At 67.6% G+C, this 20628-nt stretch carries 17 protein-coding genes and 1 pseudogene; 9 read left to right on the top strand and 9 right to left on the bottom strand.

The genetic code is table 11. The features are described from left to right. Positions 1 to 9 precede the first annotated feature (9 nt). A complete protein-coding gene (locus tag K7711_RS13085) occupies positions 10 to 489 on the bottom strand; it encodes a Crp/Fnr family transcriptional regulator (RefSeq protein WP_222968988.1) in 480 nt (159 codons plus the stop codon). Further along, entirely contained in the window at positions 476 to 1585 is a 1110-nt protein-coding gene (locus K7711_RS13090) for a 4Fe-4S dicluster domain-containing protein (protein WP_222968990.1), read from the bottom strand. The genes K7711_RS13085 and K7711_RS13090 overlap by 14 nt, the downstream gene beginning before the upstream one ends. Before the next feature lie 272 nt (positions 1586 to 1857). Here K7711_RS13090 and K7711_RS13095 point away from each other — a divergent pair, with 272 nt between their 5' ends. Beyond that, positions 1858 to 2955, top strand: a complete 1098-nt coding sequence (locus K7711_RS13095) for a 1-phosphofructokinase family hexose kinase (RefSeq protein WP_235747030.1) — start codon at positions 1858 to 1860, stop codon at positions 2953 to 2955. On the opposite strand, the gene K7711_RS13100 is transcribed toward K7711_RS13095, so the two are convergent. After that, complete coding sequence (locus K7711_RS13100; RefSeq protein WP_222968992.1) at positions 2882 to 3436, bottom strand: flavodoxin domain-containing protein; 555 nt, start codon at positions 3434 to 3436, stop codon at positions 2882 to 2884. The two genes, K7711_RS13095 and K7711_RS13100, sit on opposite strands and share 74 nt — an antisense overlap. 543 nt (positions 3437 to 3979) lie before the next feature. Between K7711_RS13100 and ppsA the strand changes: the two genes are divergently transcribed. Further along, complete coding sequence (gene ppsA, locus K7711_RS13105) at positions 3980 to 6454, top strand: phosphoenolpyruvate synthase (RefSeq protein WP_222968994.1); 2475 nt, start codon at positions 3980 to 3982, stop codon at positions 6452 to 6454. A 157-nt stretch (positions 6455 to 6611) separates the two neighbouring features. Next, on the top strand, positions 6612 to 7580 hold the full coding sequence (locus tag K7711_RS13110) for an Acg family FMN-binding oxidoreductase (RefSeq protein WP_222968996.1): 969 nt from the start codon (positions 6612 to 6614) through the stop codon (positions 7578 to 7580). Here K7711_RS13110 and K7711_RS13115 read toward each other — a convergent pair. The 3 genes from K7711_RS13115 to K7711_RS13125 all read right to left on the bottom strand — a co-directional run bounded on the left by K7711_RS13115 (position 7492) and on the right by K7711_RS13125 (position 12394). Beyond that, positions 7492 to 10314: a cation-translocating P-type ATPase gene (locus K7711_RS13115; protein WP_222968998.1), complete on the bottom strand. Its 2823-nt coding sequence runs from the start codon at positions 10312 to 10314 to the stop codon at positions 7492 to 7494. The two genes, K7711_RS13110 and K7711_RS13115, sit on opposite strands and share 89 nt — an antisense overlap. Before the next feature lie 88 nt (positions 10315 to 10402). Further along, positions 10403 to 11782: a wax ester/triacylglycerol synthase family O-acyltransferase gene (locus K7711_RS13120; protein WP_235747031.1), complete on the bottom strand. Its 1380-nt coding sequence runs from the start codon at positions 11780 to 11782 to the stop codon at positions 10403 to 10405. A gap of 120 nt (positions 11783 to 11902) precedes the next feature. Next, a complete protein-coding gene (locus K7711_RS13125; RefSeq protein ID WP_222969000.1) occupies positions 11903 to 12394 on the bottom strand; it encodes a DUF2231 domain-containing protein in 492 nt (163 codons plus the stop codon). 282 nt (positions 12395 to 12676) lie between these two features. Between K7711_RS13125 and K7711_RS13130 the strand changes: the two genes are divergently transcribed. The 5 genes from K7711_RS13130 to K7711_RS13150 all read left to right on the top strand — a co-directional run bounded on the left by K7711_RS13130 (position 12677) and on the right by K7711_RS13150 (position 17458). Continuing rightward, positions 12677 to 14830, top strand: a complete 2154-nt coding sequence (locus K7711_RS13130) for an MMPL family transporter (RefSeq protein ID WP_222969002.1) — start codon at positions 12677 to 12679, stop codon at positions 14828 to 14830. A 71-nt stretch (positions 14831 to 14901) separates the two neighbouring features. After that, the gene (locus K7711_RS13135; RefSeq protein ID WP_040822320.1) at positions 14902 to 15171 is read left to right on the top strand and encodes a metal-sensitive transcriptional regulator; all 270 of its coding nucleotides are present in this window, start codon (positions 14902 to 14904) and stop codon (positions 15169 to 15171) included. A gap of 36 nt (positions 15172 to 15207) precedes the next feature. After that, positions 15208 to 15450, top strand: a complete 243-nt coding sequence (locus K7711_RS13140; RefSeq protein WP_222969004.1) for a YgaP family membrane protein — start codon at positions 15208 to 15210, stop codon at positions 15448 to 15450. A gap of 41 nt (positions 15451 to 15491) precedes the next feature. Next, positions 15492 to 15896, top strand: a complete 405-nt coding sequence (locus K7711_RS13145; RefSeq protein WP_222969006.1) for a DUF302 domain-containing protein — start codon at positions 15492 to 15494, stop codon at positions 15894 to 15896. Continuing rightward, complete coding sequence (locus K7711_RS13150; protein ID WP_222969008.1) at positions 15896 to 17458, top strand: multicopper oxidase family protein; 1563 nt, start codon at positions 15896 to 15898, stop codon at positions 17456 to 17458. The genes K7711_RS13145 and K7711_RS13150 overlap by 1 nt, the downstream gene beginning before the upstream one ends. 20 nt (positions 17459 to 17478) lie before the next feature. Here K7711_RS13150 and K7711_RS13155 read toward each other — a convergent pair whose 3' ends face one another. The 3 genes and pseudogenes from K7711_RS13155 to K7711_RS13165 all read right to left on the bottom strand — a co-directional run bounded on the left by K7711_RS13155 (position 17479) and on the right by K7711_RS13165 (position 19648). After that, entirely contained in the window at positions 17479 to 18297 is an 819-nt protein-coding gene (locus K7711_RS13155; protein ID WP_222969010.1) for an SDR family NAD(P)-dependent oxidoreductase, read from the bottom strand. Positions 18298 to 18314: 17 nt separating this feature from the next. After that, positions 18315 to 18641: pseudogene (locus K7711_RS13160) on the bottom strand (YbhB/YbcL family Raf kinase inhibitor-like protein); the annotation flags it as partial. A 41-nt stretch (positions 18642 to 18682) separates the two neighbouring features. Next, positions 18683 to 19648, bottom strand: coding sequence for an SDR family NAD(P)-dependent oxidoreductase (locus K7711_RS13165; protein WP_222969014.1), 966 nt, complete (start codon positions 19646 to 19648; stop codon positions 18683 to 18685). Positions 19649 to 19780: 132 nt separating this feature from the next. Here K7711_RS13165 and K7711_RS13170 point away from each other — a divergent pair, with 132 nt between their 5' ends. Continuing rightward, positions 19781 to 20626: a helix-turn-helix transcriptional regulator gene (locus K7711_RS13170; RefSeq protein ID WP_222969374.1), complete on the top strand. Its 846-nt coding sequence runs from the start codon at positions 19781 to 19783 to the stop codon at positions 20624 to 20626. Positions 20627 to 20628 lie beyond the last annotated feature (2 nt).

Consider the following 20628-nt stretch of genomic DNA (forward strand, 5'->3'; position numbering starts at 1 on the left):
ACGCGAGTGTCACGATGCGCCCGAACTCGCATCGACCGGATTGCGATAGAGGTCCAGCAGCCGGGCGCGGGTGGCCTGCAGCCGATCCAGCAGTGCCTCGAAAAGCATTGCGCCCAAAGCCCGGTCGAATTCCGGATCCACGGCGGCGAGTTGATTCAGCGCGGCCGCGCTGAACTCGGTCGCGGCCGTCGGCTGCACGACCCGGGCGCTGAACCGCCACCGGTACGGCGCCACCCGCCACGACCAGCCCAGTAGCTCGCCCCGGCCGAGTGTCTGCACTCGCACATCGCCCCGGCCGACGACGTAGGCGGTCAACAGGATCCGGCCGCTGTGGATCAGCCAGCAACGATCGGCCACCTGTCCTTCGGTGATCAACGCCAACCCCGGCGCGAGGACGACTTCCTGCCCGGCGGCCGCCAACACCGACAGCGCGCTGTCGGGCAGACTCGCGAGCCGGGGGAACTCCGACAACTTCTCAACACTGGTCATCGGCGGCTTCCGCATCGAGTTCGGCGAGCCTGGCTACCTCGGCGGTCAGGTCGATTCCGGCCGGGCACCACGCGATACAGCGGCCGCAGCCGACACATCCGGAGCTGCCGAACTGGTCGTACCAGGTGCTCAGCTTGTGAGTGAGCCACTGGCGGTATCGGCTGGCGCCCGATTGCCGGACGCTGCCGCCGTGCAGGTACGAGAAATCCGGTTCGAAACAGGACGCCCAGCGCTGCCAGCGCTCGGCGTGGTCACCGGTGAGATCCGCGACGTCCTCGGCACTCGTGCAGAAACATGTCGGGCAGACCATGGTGCAGTTGGCGCACGTCAGGCACCGACCGGCGACATCCTCCCAATGCGGAGACTCCTGCGAATCACGGAGCAGGCTCCGCAGATCGACCTCGGGCATGGTGCGCCCCATCCGGTCGGCCGCGGCCGCCACCTGCTGCCGCGCCTGCTCGACGTCGGTGTCCGGGGGTGTGCTCGCGCCCACCGCCGCGAGGGTTTCGGCCCCGGCGGGGGAACCTACCCGGACGACGAACCGGTGGCCGTCGGCGTCGACCAGTTCGGTCAGCGCCAGGTCGAATCCGGAGCGGACCGCGGGGCCGGTGCCCATCGAGGCACAGAAACACACTCCGCTGGGGTGCGCGCATTCGACCGCGACCACGAACGGGCGACGATCCGGCGTCGACACCTGCGGGTAGGCGGCATCGCCGAGCACATGTTCCAGGATGCCCAGGGCGGCCAGGTCGCAGCCGCGCACGCCGAGGAAAGCCAGCGGCGCCGATGTCCGGGAAGGGGGTTCGACGCTCAGGTCCGGCCCGATATCGGCGAGCTTGCGGTGTGGCGGGTGCATGAACTCCTTCCAGGAACCCGGGCCCGCGCAGTGCGCGAACACCGCGTCATCCGAACGGCGGTGCACCCGATAGCGGCCCGGACTGGCCTCGACGTCCCAGCCGCCGGGCAGCTGTGCACCGGAGTCGAGTTCGTCCAGGACGATGGCGCTGTCCCGCAACCGGGGGCCGATCACGCGAAATCCGGCATCGCGCAACACCTCGACCAGCCGGTCCAAACCCGCCCGGTCGATCATCGCCATCTCTGTACCTGTCACAGGAGGCTCGATTCGTGGAGGTACGGGGTCACCGGAGCGCGGGGTGCCCCTGATGATTCCGAGTCTGCGCGCAGCCTCCCGCGCGTGTGAGGGGCAAAGGTCACCACTGTTCGCGCACGCGGCTCCAGCCGGTGTCCGGGGCCGGAGCGGAATTGTCACACCGTGAGCCCGATACGGAACCCGGATCCGACGAACGACCCTGAGACATGGGTCTTTCGCATCGGTTGCCGTGCGCGGGGGCCGTGGATAGTTGCCTTATGCAGACCGGCGCCGGTTCTCCGATCCGGCCCCCCGAGGTCGAGCAGCGGCCGATGGCGGTCCTCACCTTGACGATGAATCCGGCCATCGATATCTGCACTCGGGTGGATCGGGTACTGCCGGTGGACAAGATGCGTTGTGAGACACCGCGGTTCGATCCGGGCGGTGGCGGGATCAATGTCGCTCGGACAGTTCTGGCGCTGGGAGAGTCGGCGACTGCGATGTTTCCGGTGGGCGGCTATCCGGGCAAGCGGCTCGAACAGTTGGTGCACGAAGCCGGGGTGCCGATGTCGACGGTGCCTGTCGCAGCGCCGACCCGGGAGAGTCTGGCAGTCACGGACCGGACCTCGGGGGAGCAGTTCCGCTTCGTCCTGCCGGGGCCCGAACTGAGCGGTGCCGAGCGTGAATCGATTCTCGCAGCGGTCCTGGAGGCCGCCGGGTCGGCGCGTGTGCTCGTGGCCAGCGGCAGTCTGCCACCTGGGGTACCGATGGACTTCTATCAGGTTCTCGCGGACCGCATGGCGATCGCGGGCGTGCCACTGGTGCTGGATACCTCGGGCGAGGCGCTACGGCAGGTACGTCGCGGTGTGCACTTGCTCAAGCCGAGCGTGCGTGAACTCGGTGATCGGGTCGGATGTTCCTTGACCAGTCGAAGTGAGCAGGTTGCCGCGGCGCGGGAGCTGATCCTGGACGGAATCGCCCGCTTGGTCGTGGTCTCCCTGGGCGCGGACGGTGCGCTGGCGGTGACGGCCGATTCGGACGAGTATTTCCCCGCGATCCCGACACCGGTCTGCAGCGGAATCGGCGCCGGTGACGCTCTGGCAGGTGGACTGACAGTGGGCATCATCCACGGTCTGCGGTTCGCCGAAGCGGTGCGCCTGGGCATCGCTTCGGCGACGGCCGCGCTCGCCGCACCGGGCAGCAGCCCCGGACATCCCGAACTCATCGCCCGGCTGTACGAGCGGATCAGCGGCGATCGGACCACCGACATCGCACTGGCGCAGAGTGCCCGGGAGACGAGAGTTACGGATGGGTCGGTGTCGACAGGGGCTGCGGGAGCCGCAGGGTGCGGGCGATGGACGTGGTCCAGCCGATGATGGCGTGCCAGTCGCGCAGATCGCCGTAACGGCCGCCACCCATCAGCCGGTACAGGGTGCGGGCAGCGAGCGATACCCCGACTCGTTCGTAATGCCCGGCGAACGCCGCGTACCCGACGGGGTGAATCGTATCGCGTAGTGCGGCAATCTTTTTCGGCACGTGTGCGGCGATCCTGCGGCCGATCGGCCCACGTAGTGCCGGTCCCGCGCCGACGCTGAAGAGCCACACCGGCACGGCGTTCAGTTCCTCGATGTGGTGATGTACGTATCCGTCGACGTTCGGCAGCAGGGCCATGTCGTGTACGGCGCTGCCGAGCACCACGGCATCGAAACGCGTCAAGTCGGGGGCATGCTCGACATCGGCCAATTCGACGGTGGCGCCGCGGGCCCTCAGGCTCTCGGCGATGAATTCGGCGATCTCGCAGGTCGAACCCTGGGCGGTCGCGTATATGACGGCGATGCGGGGTAGCTGCGGTTCCATACCAAGCAGCCTGCGCCCGCGTCGAAGCACAGGTCAGAGGACTCGTGCCCGGCCGGGCGGGACCAATGTCCCGCTCGGCCTACCGAATGAGTTCTCCAGCGTGCACGCGGCAACGAGACGCCGGCTGACCGCCCGCACGACCGAGGTCACCATCTCCCGGTGCCTTTACGCTCCTCCCCGAGCCACGCGTCGTTGACTCGAGATTGCGGGGGAGAAGGACACCACGGCGGGAGCGTGGACGTGATGGGCGCGGCGAGGCACGACGCGGTACGCGCCCATCGAGAAGTCGGCTGTCGACATCGACTCCGCCAACATCGGCGATTACACGCGAGCGCGACGTGAATTCTGCTGCGACATTGCGTCGTGCGGTGCCGAGGGATCGGACGAACGACCCTGTACGAGGTGTCTTTCGCATCGGTTGTCACGCGCCCGGAGTGCGCATAGTTGCCCTATGGCCGGGTGTCGCGGTGATCGTTCCGGCGCGGTCGGATGCACCGCATGGCATGGCTGCTGACGGACAGACGACAAGAGGAGTGAAAGGCAATGGCCGGGAGCGGTTACGTACGATTCTTCGACGAGTTCGGTATCCGGGACGTGGCCACGGTGGGCGGCAAGAATGCCTCGCTCGGTGAAATGTATCGCTCACTGTCCGACGCGGGCGTGCGGGTTCCGAACGGTTTCGCGATCACCGCGGACGCCTACCGGGACATGCTGACCGAGGCCGGTGCGTGGGAGCCGCTACGCCGAGCGCTGGACGGCCTCGATCCCGGCGATCTGCCCGACCTTGCGCGCCGAGGTCGATGTGCGCGCGAAATCGTCTATGGTGCAGGACTTCCCGACATGCTCGTGCACGAGGTGCTGGCCGGGTATCGCCGTCTGCGCGACGAGTACGGCGCGGAGATCAGTCTGGCGGTGCGCAGTTCGGCGACGGCGGAGGATCTGCCGACGGCCAGTTTCGCCGGGCAGCAGGAGACCTTTCTCAACGTGCGCGGTGAGCAGAACCTGCTCGAAGCGGTCCGGCGTTGTTTCGCGAGCCTGTTCACCGACCGCTCGATTCACTACCGCGTCGACCAGGGCTTCGACCAGCTGAAGGTGGGCTTGTCGGTGGGCGTGATGAAGATGGTCCGCTCGGATCTCGCCTCGTCCGGGGTGATGTTCACCCTGGACACCGAGTCCGGCTTCCGGGACGTCGTATTCGTCACCGGCGCTTACGGTCTCGGTGAGAACGTGGTGCAGGGTGCGGTGGATCCGGACGAATTCTACGTGCACAAGCCGACATTCGGCGCGGGTCATCGGGTTGTGCTGCGGCACATGCTCGGCGACAAGGCGGTCAGGATGGTCTACGTCGAGGGCGAGGCCCACCGCACCACCCGCAACGTTCCCACACCGCTCGCGGATCGCGACCGCTTCTGCCTGTCCGACGACGAGGTGCTCACCCTGGCCGACGCCGCGTGCGCGATCGAACGACACTACCGGCGGCCGATGGACATCGAATGGGCCAAGGACGGCATCGACGGGCAGCTGTATATCGTGCAGTCCAGGCCCGAGACCGTCGGCTCACGCCGCACGACCGGCACCCTGGACGATTACGTGCTCGACAACCGTGCGGAAGTACTGATCGAGGGCCGCGCGGTGGGAGACCGGATCGCCACCGGGCGGGCCCGCCGCGTCGATACGGTGGCGGAGTTGAGTGAGTTCCGGCCGGGGGAGGTCCTGATCGCGGACACCACGACCCCGGACTGGGAACCGGTGATGAAGACCGCCTCGGCGATCGTCACCAATCGCGGCGGGCGCACCTGTCACGCCGCGATTCTGTCCCGGGAGATGGGAATTCCGGCTGTCGTCGGCACCGGGCAGGCCAGCATGGTGATACCCGCAGGTGCGGAGGTCACCGTGTCGTGCGCCGAAGGTGACACCGGGCGGATCTACCGCGGCGCGTTGGCCTTCCACGTCGAGCATCTGACGATGGCCGAACTGCCGCGCCCGCTCACGCAGGTCATGGTCAATCTGGGAGATCCCGATCGTGCCTTCGCGACCGCGATGCTGCCCACCGACGGCGTCGGCCTGGCACGGATGGAGTTCGTCATCACGGACTCGATCAAGGCGCATCCACTGGCACTGGTACATCCGGAGAAGGTCACCGATCCCGCGGTGCGGGACCGGCTCGCGCAGCTGATTCGCGGCTATGCCGACGGCGCGGACTTCTTCGTGCGGCGCCTGTCGGAGGGCATCGGCACCATCGCCGCGGCCTTCTGGCCGAAACCGGTCGTGGTCAGGATGTCGGACTTCAAGACCAACGAGTACGCGAGCCTGCTGGGCGGGCGGGACTTCGAACCGCGGGAAGCGAACCCGATGCTCGGATTCCGCGGGGCCTCCCGGTATGCGCATCCCGCCTACTCCGAAGGGTTTGCCGTGGAGTGCGCCGCGATACGACGTGTGCGGGAGGAGATGGGCCTGACCAACGTGATCGTCATGGTGCCGTTCGTGCGCCGGATCGCCGAGGCCGAGCAGGTGCTGGCGCGGATGGCCGAACTCGGGCTCGCCCGCGGCGAGAACGGCCTGCAGATCTACGCGATGTGCGAGATACCGAACAACGTCGTACTGATCGATCGGTTCGCCACGTTGTTCGACGGATTCTCGATCGGCTCCAACGATCTGACCCAGCTCACCCTCGGCGTCGACCGGGACAGCGAGATCGTCTCGTTCGACTACGACGAACGCGATGCCGGCGTGCGGGAGATGATCCGGCTCGCCGTGGAAGGCTGCCGCCGCAACGGGATTCACTCCGGGCTGTGCGGGCAGGCGCCCTCGGACTATCCGGAGATGGCCGAATTTCTCGTCGACCTCGGCATCGATTCCATCAGCCTGGACCCCGACACACTCGTGGCCACCACCCGGACGATCTTCGATGCCGAACAGCGCCGCGACGCCGATCGCGTGCAACCGCGGGCAACCGACCCGGACGCCTGGATCCAGGACCGGCCGTCCTCGCCGCATACCCGGCAGTTGTCGAGGTGACGCGGCACGAGCAGCCCGATGACCCGGTGCGCGGTGACCTTCGGCAGTCTCGCCGGGACCGCTCGAGCGGCAAGCTGAGGGTGCACAGATGGTGCCGGGGCTGCAGCGGCTTTGTCGCCGCGGTGGCCGCGGCGAATCCTGATCGGAGACGAGCACCATGACGCACCCCCCGGATCCCGAAACGATGCGGTCCGCTCTGCGGCTGGCGGTGCGTGCGCCCTCGGTGCACAACACCCAGCCGTGGCTGTGGCGCATCGGCGACCGAACAATCCAGCTGTACGCCGATCCCGCCCGGCGTCTGCCGCATACCGATCCCGATGGACGTGATCTGCTGATCAGTTGCGGTGCTGCCCTGCACCATCTGTGCGTCGGCGCCGCGGCGCTCGGATGGCGCACACGCGTGCATCGCCTGCCGAACCCGGCCGAACCGAATCATCTCGCCGCTGTGGAATTCCAGCCCGAATCCACGACGCCCGAAGCGATTCGCCTGGCCGACGCCATCGCTCATCGCCGCAGTGACCGCCGCCGGTACACCTCGTGGGAAGTGCCCGCAGGGCGGATCGACACGCTCGTGCAAGCGGGCCAGGCACACGGTGTGCTGGTGCACAGCGTCGCGAGCGGATACGAACGGGAGCGACTGCATCGAGCGTTCGACCACGCGGCCCGCGAACACGCCCAGGACTTCGAATACGGTGTGGAACTGCATCAATGGAGCGGCGTTCACGCCACTGCCCAGGGCGTGCCCGCCCGCAGCGCGGTGATGTCCATCGATCCGATCATCCGCCCGTTCGCCGGACCTGCTCTGCCACAGGCGGTGATCGAGGACATTCACGGAGAGGAGCCGATACTGGTCCTGGCCACATCCGGAGACGAGCGAATATCGCAGCTGCGGGCCGGGGAGGCCGCGAGCGCGATCCTGCTCACCGCGACCGCGGCCGGCCTGGCATCGTGCCCGCTGACCGAACCGCTCGAGCTCGCCGGCCCGCGTGCCGACATTCGCGCAGATGTGTTGCACGACAGCGGATTTCCGCAAATCATCATCCGGATCGGGTGGGCGGGGCAAAGTGCCGACCCGATTCCGGCCACTCCGCGGCGCCCTCTGGACGAGATCGTGCGCCCGCTGTGATCCGCCGCCGGTTCAGGTAGCGGCGCAGTTCGTCCGCGCCCCAGACGATGATCGGAAAGGGAAGTAACAAGGCGAGGTCGCGGACAGGCAGTGCGCTGGTGCCCAGCAGAACCTGTAGCGGTCGGGTGTAGACGAACACGGCGGCGAGTGCGATCTCCGCGGCGATGGCACCCAGCAGGTAGCGATTGCTGAACACCCCGACCGAGCGCAGCGAGGCGTACTGGGTGCGCACCGCGAAGACGGTGCCGATCTGCCCGGCGATCATGCCCAGGAATGCCATCGTGGTCGCCTGTGTATACGCGTGGTGCAGCGGTGTACCGGGGCCGGTCGGCATACCCGGCCGCCACCCGGCGGTGTGCAGGACGTAGAAGAATCCCGCCAGCTGCAGGATGGTGACTATCAGGCCGAGGAACAGCCAGGCGCGGATCAGCATGGACCTGCGGATGACGCCTTCGTTGCGCGGTCGCGGCGGACGGGTCATGATCCCGGGTTCGGCGGGTTCGCGGCTGAGCGCCAGCGCGGGCAGGGTTTCGCTGCCCACGTCGAAAGCCAGTATCTGCAGGATGGTCAGCGGCAGCGGGATCGCGCCGCCGCTCAGGGCGAAGACCAGGAAGGGCACGGTTTCCGGGGTGGCGTGGGCGAAGATGTAGATGATGAATTTGCGGACGTTGTCGTAGATTCGGCGACCGGCTCGGACCGCGGCGACGATGGAGCTGAAGTCGTCGTCGGTGAGCACCATGGTGGCGGCTTCCCGTGCGACGTCGGTTCCCGAACGTCCCATCGCCACGCCGATGTCGGCGCGGTGGAGTGCGGGCGCGTCGTTGACGCCGTCGCCGGTCATCGCGACGACGTGGCCGTCGGCGCGCAGCGCCTCGGCGATGTGGAGTTTTGCCTCGGGGGTCGCGCGGGCGAAGATGATCTCCGGCCGGTCCCGGATCAGTGCGGCCAGGTCGCTCTCGCCGAGCCGATCGAATTGCTCACCGGTGACGACCGTGGGATCCGGCCCGGTAATACCGACGCTCTCCGCGATGGCAGCCGCGGTGAGCGGATGATCACCGGTGATCACGATGATGCGGATACCTGCGGTACGGCAGCTCGCCACCGCGTCCGCGACGCCGGGGCGTGGCGGGTCGAGCATCGCGATCAGGCCGGTCAGGCACAGGTCGTGTTCGGCATCGGCGCGGCGGTGTGGCGGGCGCCGCTGCGCGGGCAGTTCGCGTTGGGCCAGGGCCAGCACCCGAAGCCCTTCGGCGGCGAAGGCGTTGACCGCGTCCGCGACCAGGTCGCGATGCTCGTCATCCAGCGGGACCACGTGGGCGTCGGTGTCGAGAACCCCGGTGCAGCGCGGCAGGAGCGCTTCGGGAGCGCCCTTGGCATGGACGACCAGTGTGCCGTCCTCGCGTTCGTCGATGGTCGACATCATTTTCAGTTCCGGATCGAAATGGAACTGCCAGCGGCGGTGTGCCTCCCGGTGGGCGGCATCGATGTCGGCGCCGAACCTTCGCGCCGTCGTCAGCACGGCGATCTCGGTCGGATCGCCGGTCGGCCCGGACCGGTCGTCGAGACGGGAGTTGTTGCACTGCGCCGCGATTCGCCCCAGCGAGCGATACAACGGTGAGGAGGTCGACGCCGCATCCGTGACCGTGTCGATGTCCAGATCGAGCCGCCCGGCCAGGGTCCAGACCGCGGTCGGTGTCATGCGATTCTGCGTGAGCGTGCCGGTCTTGTCGGTGCACACCACGTCGGTCGAACCCAGCGTCTCGACCGCCGACAGGCGTTTGACCAGTGCGCCGCGACGCGCCAGGCCGCGCACCGCGACCGCCAGCGCCAGCGTGATGACCGGCAGCAGCCCCTCGGGAACCATGCCTGCCAACAGACCGGAGGCGAATACGAGAGAGTTGATCAGCGTGAGGTGGGCCGCCAGGGTGGCCAGCGGGATGAATGCCAGCACCAACAGCACCGATGCCGCCGCGATCAACCACGCGACCCGGCGCACCTGACGTTCGAGCGGACTGGGTTCGGGGGCCACCCGTTCGGACAATGCCGCGATCCGGCCGATCTCGGTCGTCATTCCGGTGGCGAAGACGATGCCGCGGGCCTGCCCGCCGGTGCAATGGGTGCCGCTGAACACCAGATCGTGCGCACTCAGTAGCGGCACGTTCACCTCGACCATCGCCGCCGACCGCAGGGTGGGGACGGATTCGCCGGTCAACGCCGACATATCGACCTCCACGGCGCCCGCGAGCAGGCGGATGTCGGCCGCGATGCGATCGCCCTCCTCGAGCACGACGATATCGCCGGGCACGAGTTGCGACGCGTCGATCTCACGCACGGTCCCGTCGCGGTCGACCTCGGCGCGCTGCGGCAGATACTTGGCCAGCGCCTCCACCGCACGCCCGGCCTGCACCTCCTGGATGAAGGACAGTGCCGCGTTGAGCACGATGATCAGAAGTACGGCTCCTGCCACCACATGCGAGCCCACCAGCAGCAGCAAGCCCGCGGCGAGCCACAGCAGCAACGCCAGCGGATGGGTGAACTGCCGCATCAACTGCCCGGGCCACTGCCTGCCGCCGCGCTTGCGCAGCACGTTGGGCCCGTACTGGAGCAGACGCCGATCGGCTTCGGTGTCAGTCAACCCGGATCGGTTGCTGCGTAGATCACGCAACAACCGGTCCGCGGCTTCCTCCGGATTCAATCCCGCCGGCCGCACCCACTGCTCATGCTGACTGCGCACGTCTCACATGCTGGGCCGGTTCACACCGAGGCGACAGAGACCAATCGGACCCGTGTGCATGGACCAAGTGCCCGTCCAGCACGTCCGGTCATGGTCGCCGGCCGCGAGCGTGGGCGAGCAGCACCGAGATCTCGGTTTCGATGGCCGAGGGGATCGTGTCGATGTCGGGGGTGCTGTCGTAGTCGGCGGTGATGCCGAAGGTCAGTCGGCCGCGGTAGCTCAGGATCGCGACCCTGGTGCGCAGGCGCATGGCGGTGGGGATGCACGGCCACAGTTCCAGGATTTCGTGTCCGCCCAGGCTCAGCCGGTTCCGCGGACCGGGCACATTGGTCGCCAGGGTGCCGATCGCGTGCTGCGGGAAGCGGGTGGCGACCCGGAATACGCTCGCCACCACGCCGGCGGGCAGTCGGCGGGCCAAGGTGAGCAACGACTGTTCGGCCTCGACCTCCCCGCGGGCCCGGTGTTCGCGGATCCGCCGGTGCACGAGCCCGAGGCGCTCGACCGGATCGTTCACATGGATCGGAAGTTCGGTGACCGTCGCCGAAATCCGGTTGTCGAGAACCTGTTTCGCACCCACCGTTCTCGTCGAGACCGGTATCACGACCCGCAGCTCACCCGGGACCGGAGTCTCGCCGCGCAGCAGAAGCAGGCGACGGTAGGCCGCGGTGATCGCCGCGACGGCGACGTCGTTGACCGTCACACCCTGCGCCGAGCAGATCTCGTCCACCTCGGGCAGTTCGGCTCGCGCCACCGCATATCGGCGCTGCTGTCCCAGGGCGCCGTTCAACGAGGACTCGGGCGAGGGAACGATCGCCGAATACAGCACGGGAGCCAGTGCGCGGATGGCCCCCACGGTACCCAGCGGCACCGTCACGGGCAGTCGAAGGATCTCCTTCCACCACCCGAAATACTCATTGCGCGAACGACTTCCGCCTCTCGTGCCGCGCCCGGCCTCCCTGGTCGGTCCGTCACAGAAACTTTCCAGCAGGGTGATACCGGAGATTCCGTCGACCATGGTGTGGTGTGCCCGGAGGATCATCGCCCACCGGTCGCCGGCGAGATGTTCCACGATCGTGATTCGCCAGAGCGGATGGTCGCGGTCCAGCCGTTCGGTGATCTCGGTGGCGACCAGCTCGCGCAACTGCGGTTCACCGCCCGGCTCGGGCAGAGCGGTCCGGCGAATATGGTGCGCCAGGGCGAACTGGGGGTCGTCCTCCCAGGCCGGTCCGCTGACGTCCAGGGGAGTGCGGCGCACTCGCTGCCGCAGCCGAGCATGTGACTCCAGACCTCGATCGAGCCAGATCCGCAATTCCTCCTGGCTCGGTGGGGGACCAGCGATGATCGCCACCACTCCGATGGCGAGACTGATGTGCGGATCGGAATCCTCGAGTTCCAGGAATCCGATGTCCAGTGGGCCCAGATGTGTCATCGCGAGCACCTGTTCCGCCGTGGCGGCGGCATCGGACATCGACGACCGCGAGCACCGCCACGGCTTCACCACGACTATTGCCCGACGAGTCGGGGCGCGCGAGATGCCAAGGTCACCGGCCGCTGGGGCATTGCTGCCCGAGCCGCAGTGCCGAGCGTGTCAGCTGCCGGCGGCCTTCTTCAGATGTGCGATCAGGCTGCCCCACACCGACTGTGACCCGGCGTCTCCGGTGCGGTACAGCTGCACCATCGATGCGACACCGACCACCACGGCCAGCACCGCCACGGCCACGGTGAGGATCGCGCGCGGCTGCGTTCCGCGTCGTTCGATCACCTGCAATGCGGCCAGTACTACCGCGACGACCAGCAGCGCGATCGAGAAGTACAGCATCGTGTCGCCGCGTTCGGCGTGTTCGCGCAGGATCGCGTCAGGATTCTTGCGCAGATCGTAGAGCCATTGGCCGGCGTGGATCGTGATCGGAGTCAGCACCATCAGGATCACGGCGAGGATCAACGTGAGCCAGACGAGGTGCCCGCGCCGAGCGGCCGGCCACACGGCGCACACGATTTCGAGTACCGCGGTCAAGGGCACGAGCGCGATGATGAAGTGCACGAACAGTACGTGTGCCGGCAAGTTGTGGATGACGGTCATCGGACTCCTCGAACAGTTCGAACGAGTACGGATCGGCTCATGATCGATGCTGCGCTGCGAGGTCGAGCATAGCGAGGGTGCCGCGCTCTATCAGCGCAAATGCACATGCGGAGTGCGGATCGTCCGGGTTCGGCCGGTACCGCACCCGGCACGGCGGCAGCTGCCGAGCGAGACTGCGCCGGATTCGGTCTGTGACTCACGCCGCCTTTACTCGGAGATACCCCTAGGGGTATGTTCGGCTCCATTGAACGATACCCCAGGGGGTATAGGAACGGAGAGCTGATGACCGAATCGGGGATTGCGTCGCCACCGCAGGAAACCACGCGGAATACCCGCGGAGCGCTGGGCAGGCTGGGGGCCGTGATGGCCGGGCGAGCCCGGATCGTGTTCGGGGTGTGGCTGGTACTGCTGCTCGCGCTGGGCGCCGCGGCGCCCAGTGTGTTCAATTCGCTCGCGGGTGCGGGCTGGCAGGCCGACGGGTCGGCATCGGTGCGGGTGCGTGAACTCGCGCAGCAGCACTTCGACGGTAATTCCTCGGCCGCGGTGCAGCTCGTGGTGCATTCCGACACCCAGGCCATCGACAGTGCCGCAGTGCAGTCCGTGCTCGGGCGGGCCACGGCGATCTTCGCCGCCGACCCGCGGTTCGGCGAGGTCGTCGCGCCCCAGCCGGGTGCTTCGATCAGTCGCGACGGGCACACCGGAATCCTCATCGCCGGCGCGAATGCTTCCCCTGACGACATGGTGAAGGCGGTCGATGCGCACAAGAGCGCGTTGACCGCGTTGTCCGGCAACGGGATCGAGGTCTACCCGACCGGTGCGTCGGCGCTGTGGAGCGATTTCAACAAGGCCAACCACGAGGCGATGCTGAAGGCGGAGATGTTCTCCTGGCCGGTGACCCTGGCGATCATGGTGCTCGCGTTCGGGTCGCTGGTGGCCGCCGGGCTGCCGCTGCTGTTGACCCTGGCCGGGTTGATCGCCTCGGCCGGCGGGCTGGTGCTGCTCAACCACCTCACCCCGATCTCGGTGTGGGCCATGAACTTCGCGATGATGTTCGCCCTGGCACTGGGAATCGACTACGCGCTGTTCATCGTCGCGCGATTCCGCGGTGCTCTGGCCAGGACGTCCGATGCGCGCGCGGCGGTGGCCGAGACGATGAGTACGGCGGGCAAGGCCGTCGTCCTGTCCGGGCTCACGGTTCTGGTGAGTCTGTCGGCGGTGTTGATCGTTCCGGCGCCCGCGGTGCGGACGATGGCGGTCGGGATCATGTTCGCGGTGGCTTTCGTCCTGGCCGCGACGTTGACGCTGCTGCCCGCCGCGCTGGGAGCACTGGGCCACAGGATCAATGCGGGATCGCTGCCCAAGGTCGGGCGGCAGCACCATCGCTCACCGCGGTTCGCCGCCTGGGGGCAGCGCCTGCACGACCGGCCCTGGCCCTTCGCGATCGCCGCGCTGCTGATACTGATCGCCCTGGCGATCCCGGTGGCCGGTCTGAAGGTCGCCATGCCGTCGATCCAGGTCGTCCCCTCGGACGCACCGGTTCGCCAAGGATATGAACTGGTGCAAGCGCAACTAGGTGAGGGAGCGCCGGGAGCATTGCAGATCATCGCCCCTGCGGCCGAATCCGCCCAGGTCGCGAATACGGCGTCGGCGGTCCAGGGCATCGCGATGCTCACCCCGCCCGAGACCGCCCGCGACGGCAGCGACCTGGTCATGATGCAAGCACTGCCGAGCGTGGACCCGTCCGACGCGCGAATGAGCACCATCCTGGATCAGCTGCGGGAGCGACTCCCGGCCGACGCGCTCGTGGGCGGCGCGCCTGCGGAGAACCTGGATCTGCAACACGCGCTGAACCACTATTTCCCCATCATCGTGGGGATCATCCTGGTCCTGGGCTTCGCGCTGCTGCTGGTCGCGCTGCAGGCTCCGCTGGTCGCGGCGCTGGGCACGGTGGTCAGTCTGCTCTCGACCGCCGCGGCCTTCGGGGTGGCGAAGTTGATCTTCCAGGACGGCCACGGCGCGGGCCTGCTCGGCTTCACCCCGCAGGGATTCCTCGACGGCTGGGGGCCGGTGTTCTTCTTCGCGATGATCTTCGCCATCGCGATGGACTACACGGTGTTCCTGCTCGCCACGGCGAAGGAACACTACGAACGGTCCGGTGATCCGAGCCGTGCCCTGGTCGACGGCCTGGCCCATTCCGGCCGGGTGATCTTCGCCGCCGCGGCGGTCATGGTCGCGGTGTTCTTCACCTTCGCGCTCGCCCAACCGCTGCCCCCGAAGGAGATGGGCGTCATCCTCGGTGTCGCGGTGCTACTCGACGCCGCCGCGGTGCGCCTGGTGCTGCTGCCGGTACTGTTGCGGCTCACCGGACATCGCGCCTGGTGGTCCCCGCGATGGTTGCGCGCGGTGTTGCCCTCGATCAGTTTCGCACACGACTGATATCACAGCCTCCCGTCATACCCCCAGGGGTATGGTGGGAGGTAGGTGAACCAACGAGAAGGGCTACAGCCATGGTGGGCAACGAAGAAACGATCGCACTGGTACTGAACCGGTTGCGTCGCGCGCAGGGGCAGCTCGGCGGTGTGATCGCGATGATCGAGCAGGGACGTGACTGCAAGGACGTGGTGACCCAGCTGGCCGCGGTGTCGCGCGCACTGGACCGGGCCGGTTTCAAGATCGTCGCCACCGGGCTGCGCGAATGCATGACCGGCGAATCCGCCGACGGAACCGAACCGATGAGCGAAGCCGAACTCGAGAAACTCTTCCTCGCCCTCGCCTGAACCCGCAGGCGCGCAACCGATCACGGAGGTCAATTCATGCCGAACCTACCTCGGCACCACGGCTGGTCCATCGCTCGCGTCGTACCGCTGCTGGCGGGTGCGCTCGTGCTGATCAGCGTGGTTCTCGCGGCCGCTTGGTCGCCCTGGTGGCTCGTCGGCACCGGGTTCGTGGGCGCAAATCTGCTGTTGTACGGCACCGCGGGATGGTGCCCGGCGACCCTGCTGCTACGCCGACTCGGGCTGCCCGCCGCCGCACCCTGCAACGTGTCCGGAACCTGACCGCTCGTCTTATCCACTACCGAAAGGAAGTACCGGTAATCATGAAACTGGCCATCGCCACCACACTACGCACCGACCGGTTCGACGACGCGGTCGAACGAACTCGTGCCGCACTGGCCGAGCAGGGCTTCGGCGTCCTGACCGAAATCGATATGACCGCGACACTGAAGGCCAAACTCGGCCAGGACATGGAGGACTATCGCATCCTCGGCGCCTGCAACCCGCCACTGGCCCACCGCGCGGTCGAGGTCGACCGCCAGATCGGATTGCTGTTGCCCTGCAACGTGATCGTTCGTCGCGACCCCGGCGACGACGGCACGGTCATCGTCGAAGCCATGGACCCCGACGTCATGGTTCAGGTCACCGGTGAAGCGGGCCTGGAACCGATCGCCTCGGAGGCAGCGACCAGGCTCCGCGCCGCCATCGACGCCCTCGCCGACCGCTGATGCCTCGGACGGCACGAGGGATCGGTGCGCCACCCGCCGCGCTGCTGACCCGGCGGGGCTTCCTGGCCTTCGGCGCCGGTACCGCGGCGGCCGCTGTGCTGGCCTCGTGTTCGACCGGTTCGTCGAGCTCACCTCCCCTCGTGCAGCCCGATTCCGACGCCGTCCGAACAGCGGAAAACTCTCGTCGCGCCGCCGATGCCCTCGTCCGGCAGGTGAACCTGCGCGCGGCCCCGGCCACTGTGGATCTCGGCGGCGTTCAGGTGCCCACCTGGGTCTACGACGCCCAGCTGCCGGGCAAGGAGATCCGAATCAAACGCGGCGAAGTCCTGCGGGCCGAACTCACCAACGCCTTGCCGGCCCCGACATCGATCCACTGGCATGGCATCGCGTTACGCAACGACATGGATGGCATGCCCGATCTCACCCAGCCGGCCATCGCGCCCGGCGGAACCTTCGGTTACGAGTTCACCGTGCCCGATGCGGGCACCTATTTCTTCCATCCGCATGCCGGCGTCCAGCTCGACCGCGGCCTGTACGCACCGCTCATCGTCGAAGACCCCGCCGACGGCGCCGACTACGACCTGGAAGCCGTTGTCGTGCTGGATGATTGGCTCGACGGCATCAACGGCCGCAACCCCGACGAGCAATTGCGGCAGCTACGCGAGACGCGCATGGGGCGCATGCCCGGGATGAACATGGGCTCGATGGGCGGCATGAACATGGGCTCGGGGTCGATGTCGACGAATCCGAACGCGCCGCTGGGTTCGGATGCCGGTGACGTCAAGGACTATCCGTACTATCTGATCAACGGACGCACCGCCGCGGACCCGGTCGCTCTCACCGGCAAACCCGGGCAGCGGATGCGGCTGCGGATCATCAACGCCGCCGCCGACACCGCGTTCCGGGTCGCGGTCGGCGGCCATACGCTGCGCGTCACCCACAGCGACGGCTACCCCGTTCAGCCGGTGACCACCGCCGCCGTCCTGATCGGCATGGGGGAGCGCTACGACGCGATCATCGATCTCGGCGACGGTGTCTTCCCGTTCGTGGCCGCCGCGGAAGGCAAGACGGGACAGGCTTTCGCGGTGATCCGTACCGGGGGTGGCGCCCCGCCGACGGCCGACGCGCGGCCCGCGGAATTGGCGCAGGCGCCACTGACAGCGGCCCGGCTCACTGCGGCCGAGGCGGTGCGCCTACCCCGGCGTGCCCCCGATTTCACCCTCGGCGTGAGTCTCGGGTCCGACTCGTCCCGGTACATCTGGACCATCAACGGCAAGGCATACCCCGAGCACACCGCACTGAATGTGACTCAGGGACAACGAGTCCGGCTGCGGTTGGTGAACAAGACCATGATGTTCCACCCGATGCATCTGCACGGTCACACCTTCCAGGTCGTCACCGCGAACGGCACCGGTGCACGCAAGGACACCTCCATCGTGCTGCCCATGCAGACGGTCGAGGTCGACCTGGACGCCACCAACCCCGGGCAGTGGATGCTGCACTGCCACAACGCCTATCACGGCGAAGCCGGCATGATGACCGTGCTGTCCTATGTGCAATGACGCACGCTGTCGCCACCGGCTCAGGTCACGACCGAACCGATTGCCGCGTCGCTGATTTCGAGTAGCCGCCGGCGCGACGGCCGATCATCGGCCTGCGGGTGCGCAGAGCGCTCCAGGGTGCCGTCGAAATACCGGCCTGTGGTCCGAGCCAGGCTCGGGTCACAGATCAGCCGGAGGGTCGCGTTCGCACCTTCGGCGATGGTGCTGATCGGTGTGACACCGGCTTCGCGCACCATCGTCGTCGGCATCAGGGTGGCCGGGTGCAGGGCGTTCACGGTGACACCGGTGCCGTCGAGTTCCTCGGCGTACTCGATGGTCGCCATGATCATCGCCAGCTTGGCGCGGCAGTAGGCGGCGAACGCGTCGTAGTCGCGCTCGGGAGTCGGATCCTCGAGGTCGATCTCCTGCTGCCCGGCGGAGGCGACATTCACCACCCGCGCCGGAGCCGAGGCTCGCAGCAGCGGAAGCAGCCGGCGCGTGAGTCGGTAGGGAGCCAGATGATCGACCGCCCAGACCGATTCGATGCCGTCGGCGGTGAGTTCGCGTCTCCCGTCCGCCCGGCCGCTGATCCCGGCATTGTTCACCAGGACATCCAAATGCGAAGTGCGGGCGATGATCTCGTCTGCGAGCCGGTCCACCTCCCTGAGTTGCGACAGATCCGCCAGGATGATCTGCGGAGTTGCTCCGCCCGCGGCAACGACATCGGCCGCGACCGCTGCGGCCCGCTCCGGGTTGCGGCCGTGCAGGATCAGGCGGGCGCCCGCCGCGCCGAGCCGGACCGCGAGTGCGCGGCCGAGTCCGTCCGTCGCGCCCGTGACCAGCACGGTGCGATCGGTCATGTCATCGATATCGGGATTCACCGCACCGTCTCCGCCGTGGCGACGAGCGTCGCGCGACCCAGGATGTGACCGGCGATGGTGAATCCGAGCAGCGCCGGTGTGGCGTCGGTGGCGACGCCGATGTATCGAGGCAGGCGCGTGTCATTCGGCAGTTGGAAAGCGCCCGCTGGCAAGTCGACACCCGCGTCGTCTCCGGCGCCCTCGGGCAGGCTCGTGGTCGTGGCCGGGATACTGGCGACAGCCCAGCGCCAGAAGCCGGACCCGGTGGGGGCGTCGGGGTCGTACACGGTCACAGCGTAGCTCTTGGTGCCCGTCGGCGCGCCGCGCCAACTCAGTTGCGGGGAAAGGGGACGAACGATCGGGCGGGTCGCGCACCGCCCAACGCTCATCGCAGCTGTACCGGTTCTTCGTCGGCGGTCAGGTGGACGAGCTGTTTGGAGTCGTCCCACAGTTTCCTCGCGCGTGATTCGTCGTACGACATTCGCGCGGAACGGACCGCCGAGAGGGTGCCGTCGTTCGCCTGGAAGTACTTGCCGGAGGCCCCCGCATAGTCGGCGTCGGTCGCGATCGCCGCCAACGAAGCGCCCGAGAACCCCATGTCGGAGGTCGTGACGCCGATCCGTTTCGAGACCCATTTCATGGCGGCGCTGCCCGCGATCCATCGAACCGGCTCGGGCATATCGCGAAGGAAACCGGTCTCGGGTACGGACCCCGGGTCGAAGGCGATCGAGGAGATCGAACTGTCCGCCTTGCGGAGTCGGCGATCCAGCTCATAGGCGTACATCACGGTGCACAGCTTCGAGGTGGAGTAACGCCTTCCGGTCGACAGTGCCTTGCCGCCGTTCTTCCCGTTGTTCGCCAGCGCGACAGCATCCGGCTCTACCGCGGCGCCGACCATCCGGCCGTCCATCGAGTCCGGATCGTGGGTGCCGCTGGCGGTGTAGACGACCCGGCCGCTCTCGGAAAGGTTCGGGAAGAGCAACTCCACGAGCAGGAAGTGTCCGAGGCAGTTCGTCGCGAACGTCGTCTCGTATCCGTCGGTGCTGTACGAGATGTCGCCGTCGAAGCGGCCGCCCGCGTTGCAGATGATCGCGTCGAGCGAGGAGATCTCTCCCGAGTCGAGCATCGTGCGGAACTGCGCTGCCGCGGCCCGGACCGACGCGAGCGAGGACGTGTCGAGTGTCAGCATGGTTGCGGCCACACCGTGTTTCGCGTGCAGCTCCGCGGCGACCGGGTGCATGCGTTCGATGCTTCGACCGGCCAGAACGAGGTCGATCTCGCTCGCGGCGAGCGCCCGTGCGGCAGCGAGACCGATGCCCGAGTGACCGCCGGTGATCAGGATCGAAGTCATGTCCATTCCTCTCGGATGAGAACGTCAGGGTCAAGTCAGGATTGTCGAACGAGCGGTGGGTGAACCAGGGACAACCTGTCCCCGGCTGACAGCTACCGGGACAGGGAATATCAGGGTGTACTGAGGAGCATGATCGATCGATCCGGTCTCGCGGATTTCCTGCGCCGTCGCCGGGAGTTGCTGAGCCCGGCCGATCTCGGTTTGCCCGAGGGGGTTCGGCGCCGCACACCTGGTCTGCGGCGCGACGAAGTCGCTCAGCTGGCCAGTATCTCCACCGACTACTACGCGCGCCTGGAACAGTGCCGCGGCGCGAATCCGTCCGAGCCGATCATGGCGGCCCTGGCTCGTGCGCTGCGGTGCGATCTCGACGAGCGCGACCACCTGTATCACCTGGCAGGGTTCCCGCCACCGGCCCGCCACTGCGGTGGGTATGTCCGGCCCGGGTTGATGAGTCTGTTGGACCGGCTCGACGACGTACCCGCGTGTGTCGCCAGTGACCTGGGTGAAATTCTGTGGCAGAACGCGATCGCCGACATCGCGCTGGGGTGGACGACGGGCAAGCGCACCGACCGCGCCCGCAACATCGTGTGGCAGTGGTTCACCGAACCGGCCCTGCGTGCCTGTTTTCCCGAAGAGGACTGGCCGCGGCATTCCCGCGCGCACGTCAATGACTTGCGGGCGACCTACTCGCGGCGCGGAGGTGACCCCGATGTCACCGACCTGGTCCACCGATTGCGCACGCGCAGTGCGGAGTTCCGCGATCTGTGGGAACGCCATGAGGTCGCGGTGCATCGCTTCGACCGAAAAAGGTTCCTGCACCCCGAGGTCGGTGTTCTGCATCTGACCTGTGAGGTGCTGCTCTCGCCCGAGGCGGACACCAAGGTTCTGGCGTTCTTCCCGACCGAGGGCACCGATACCCGCGAGAAGCTCGAGCTGTTGCGAGTGATCGGGGCGCAGGAGTTTCGGACGCCCCGGTGAGC

The sequence above is a fragment of the Nocardia coffeae genome (genome assembly GCF_019890715.1).
Lineage (GTDB): Bacteria > Actinomycetota > Actinomycetes > Mycobacteriales > Mycobacteriaceae > Nocardia > Nocardia jiangxiensis.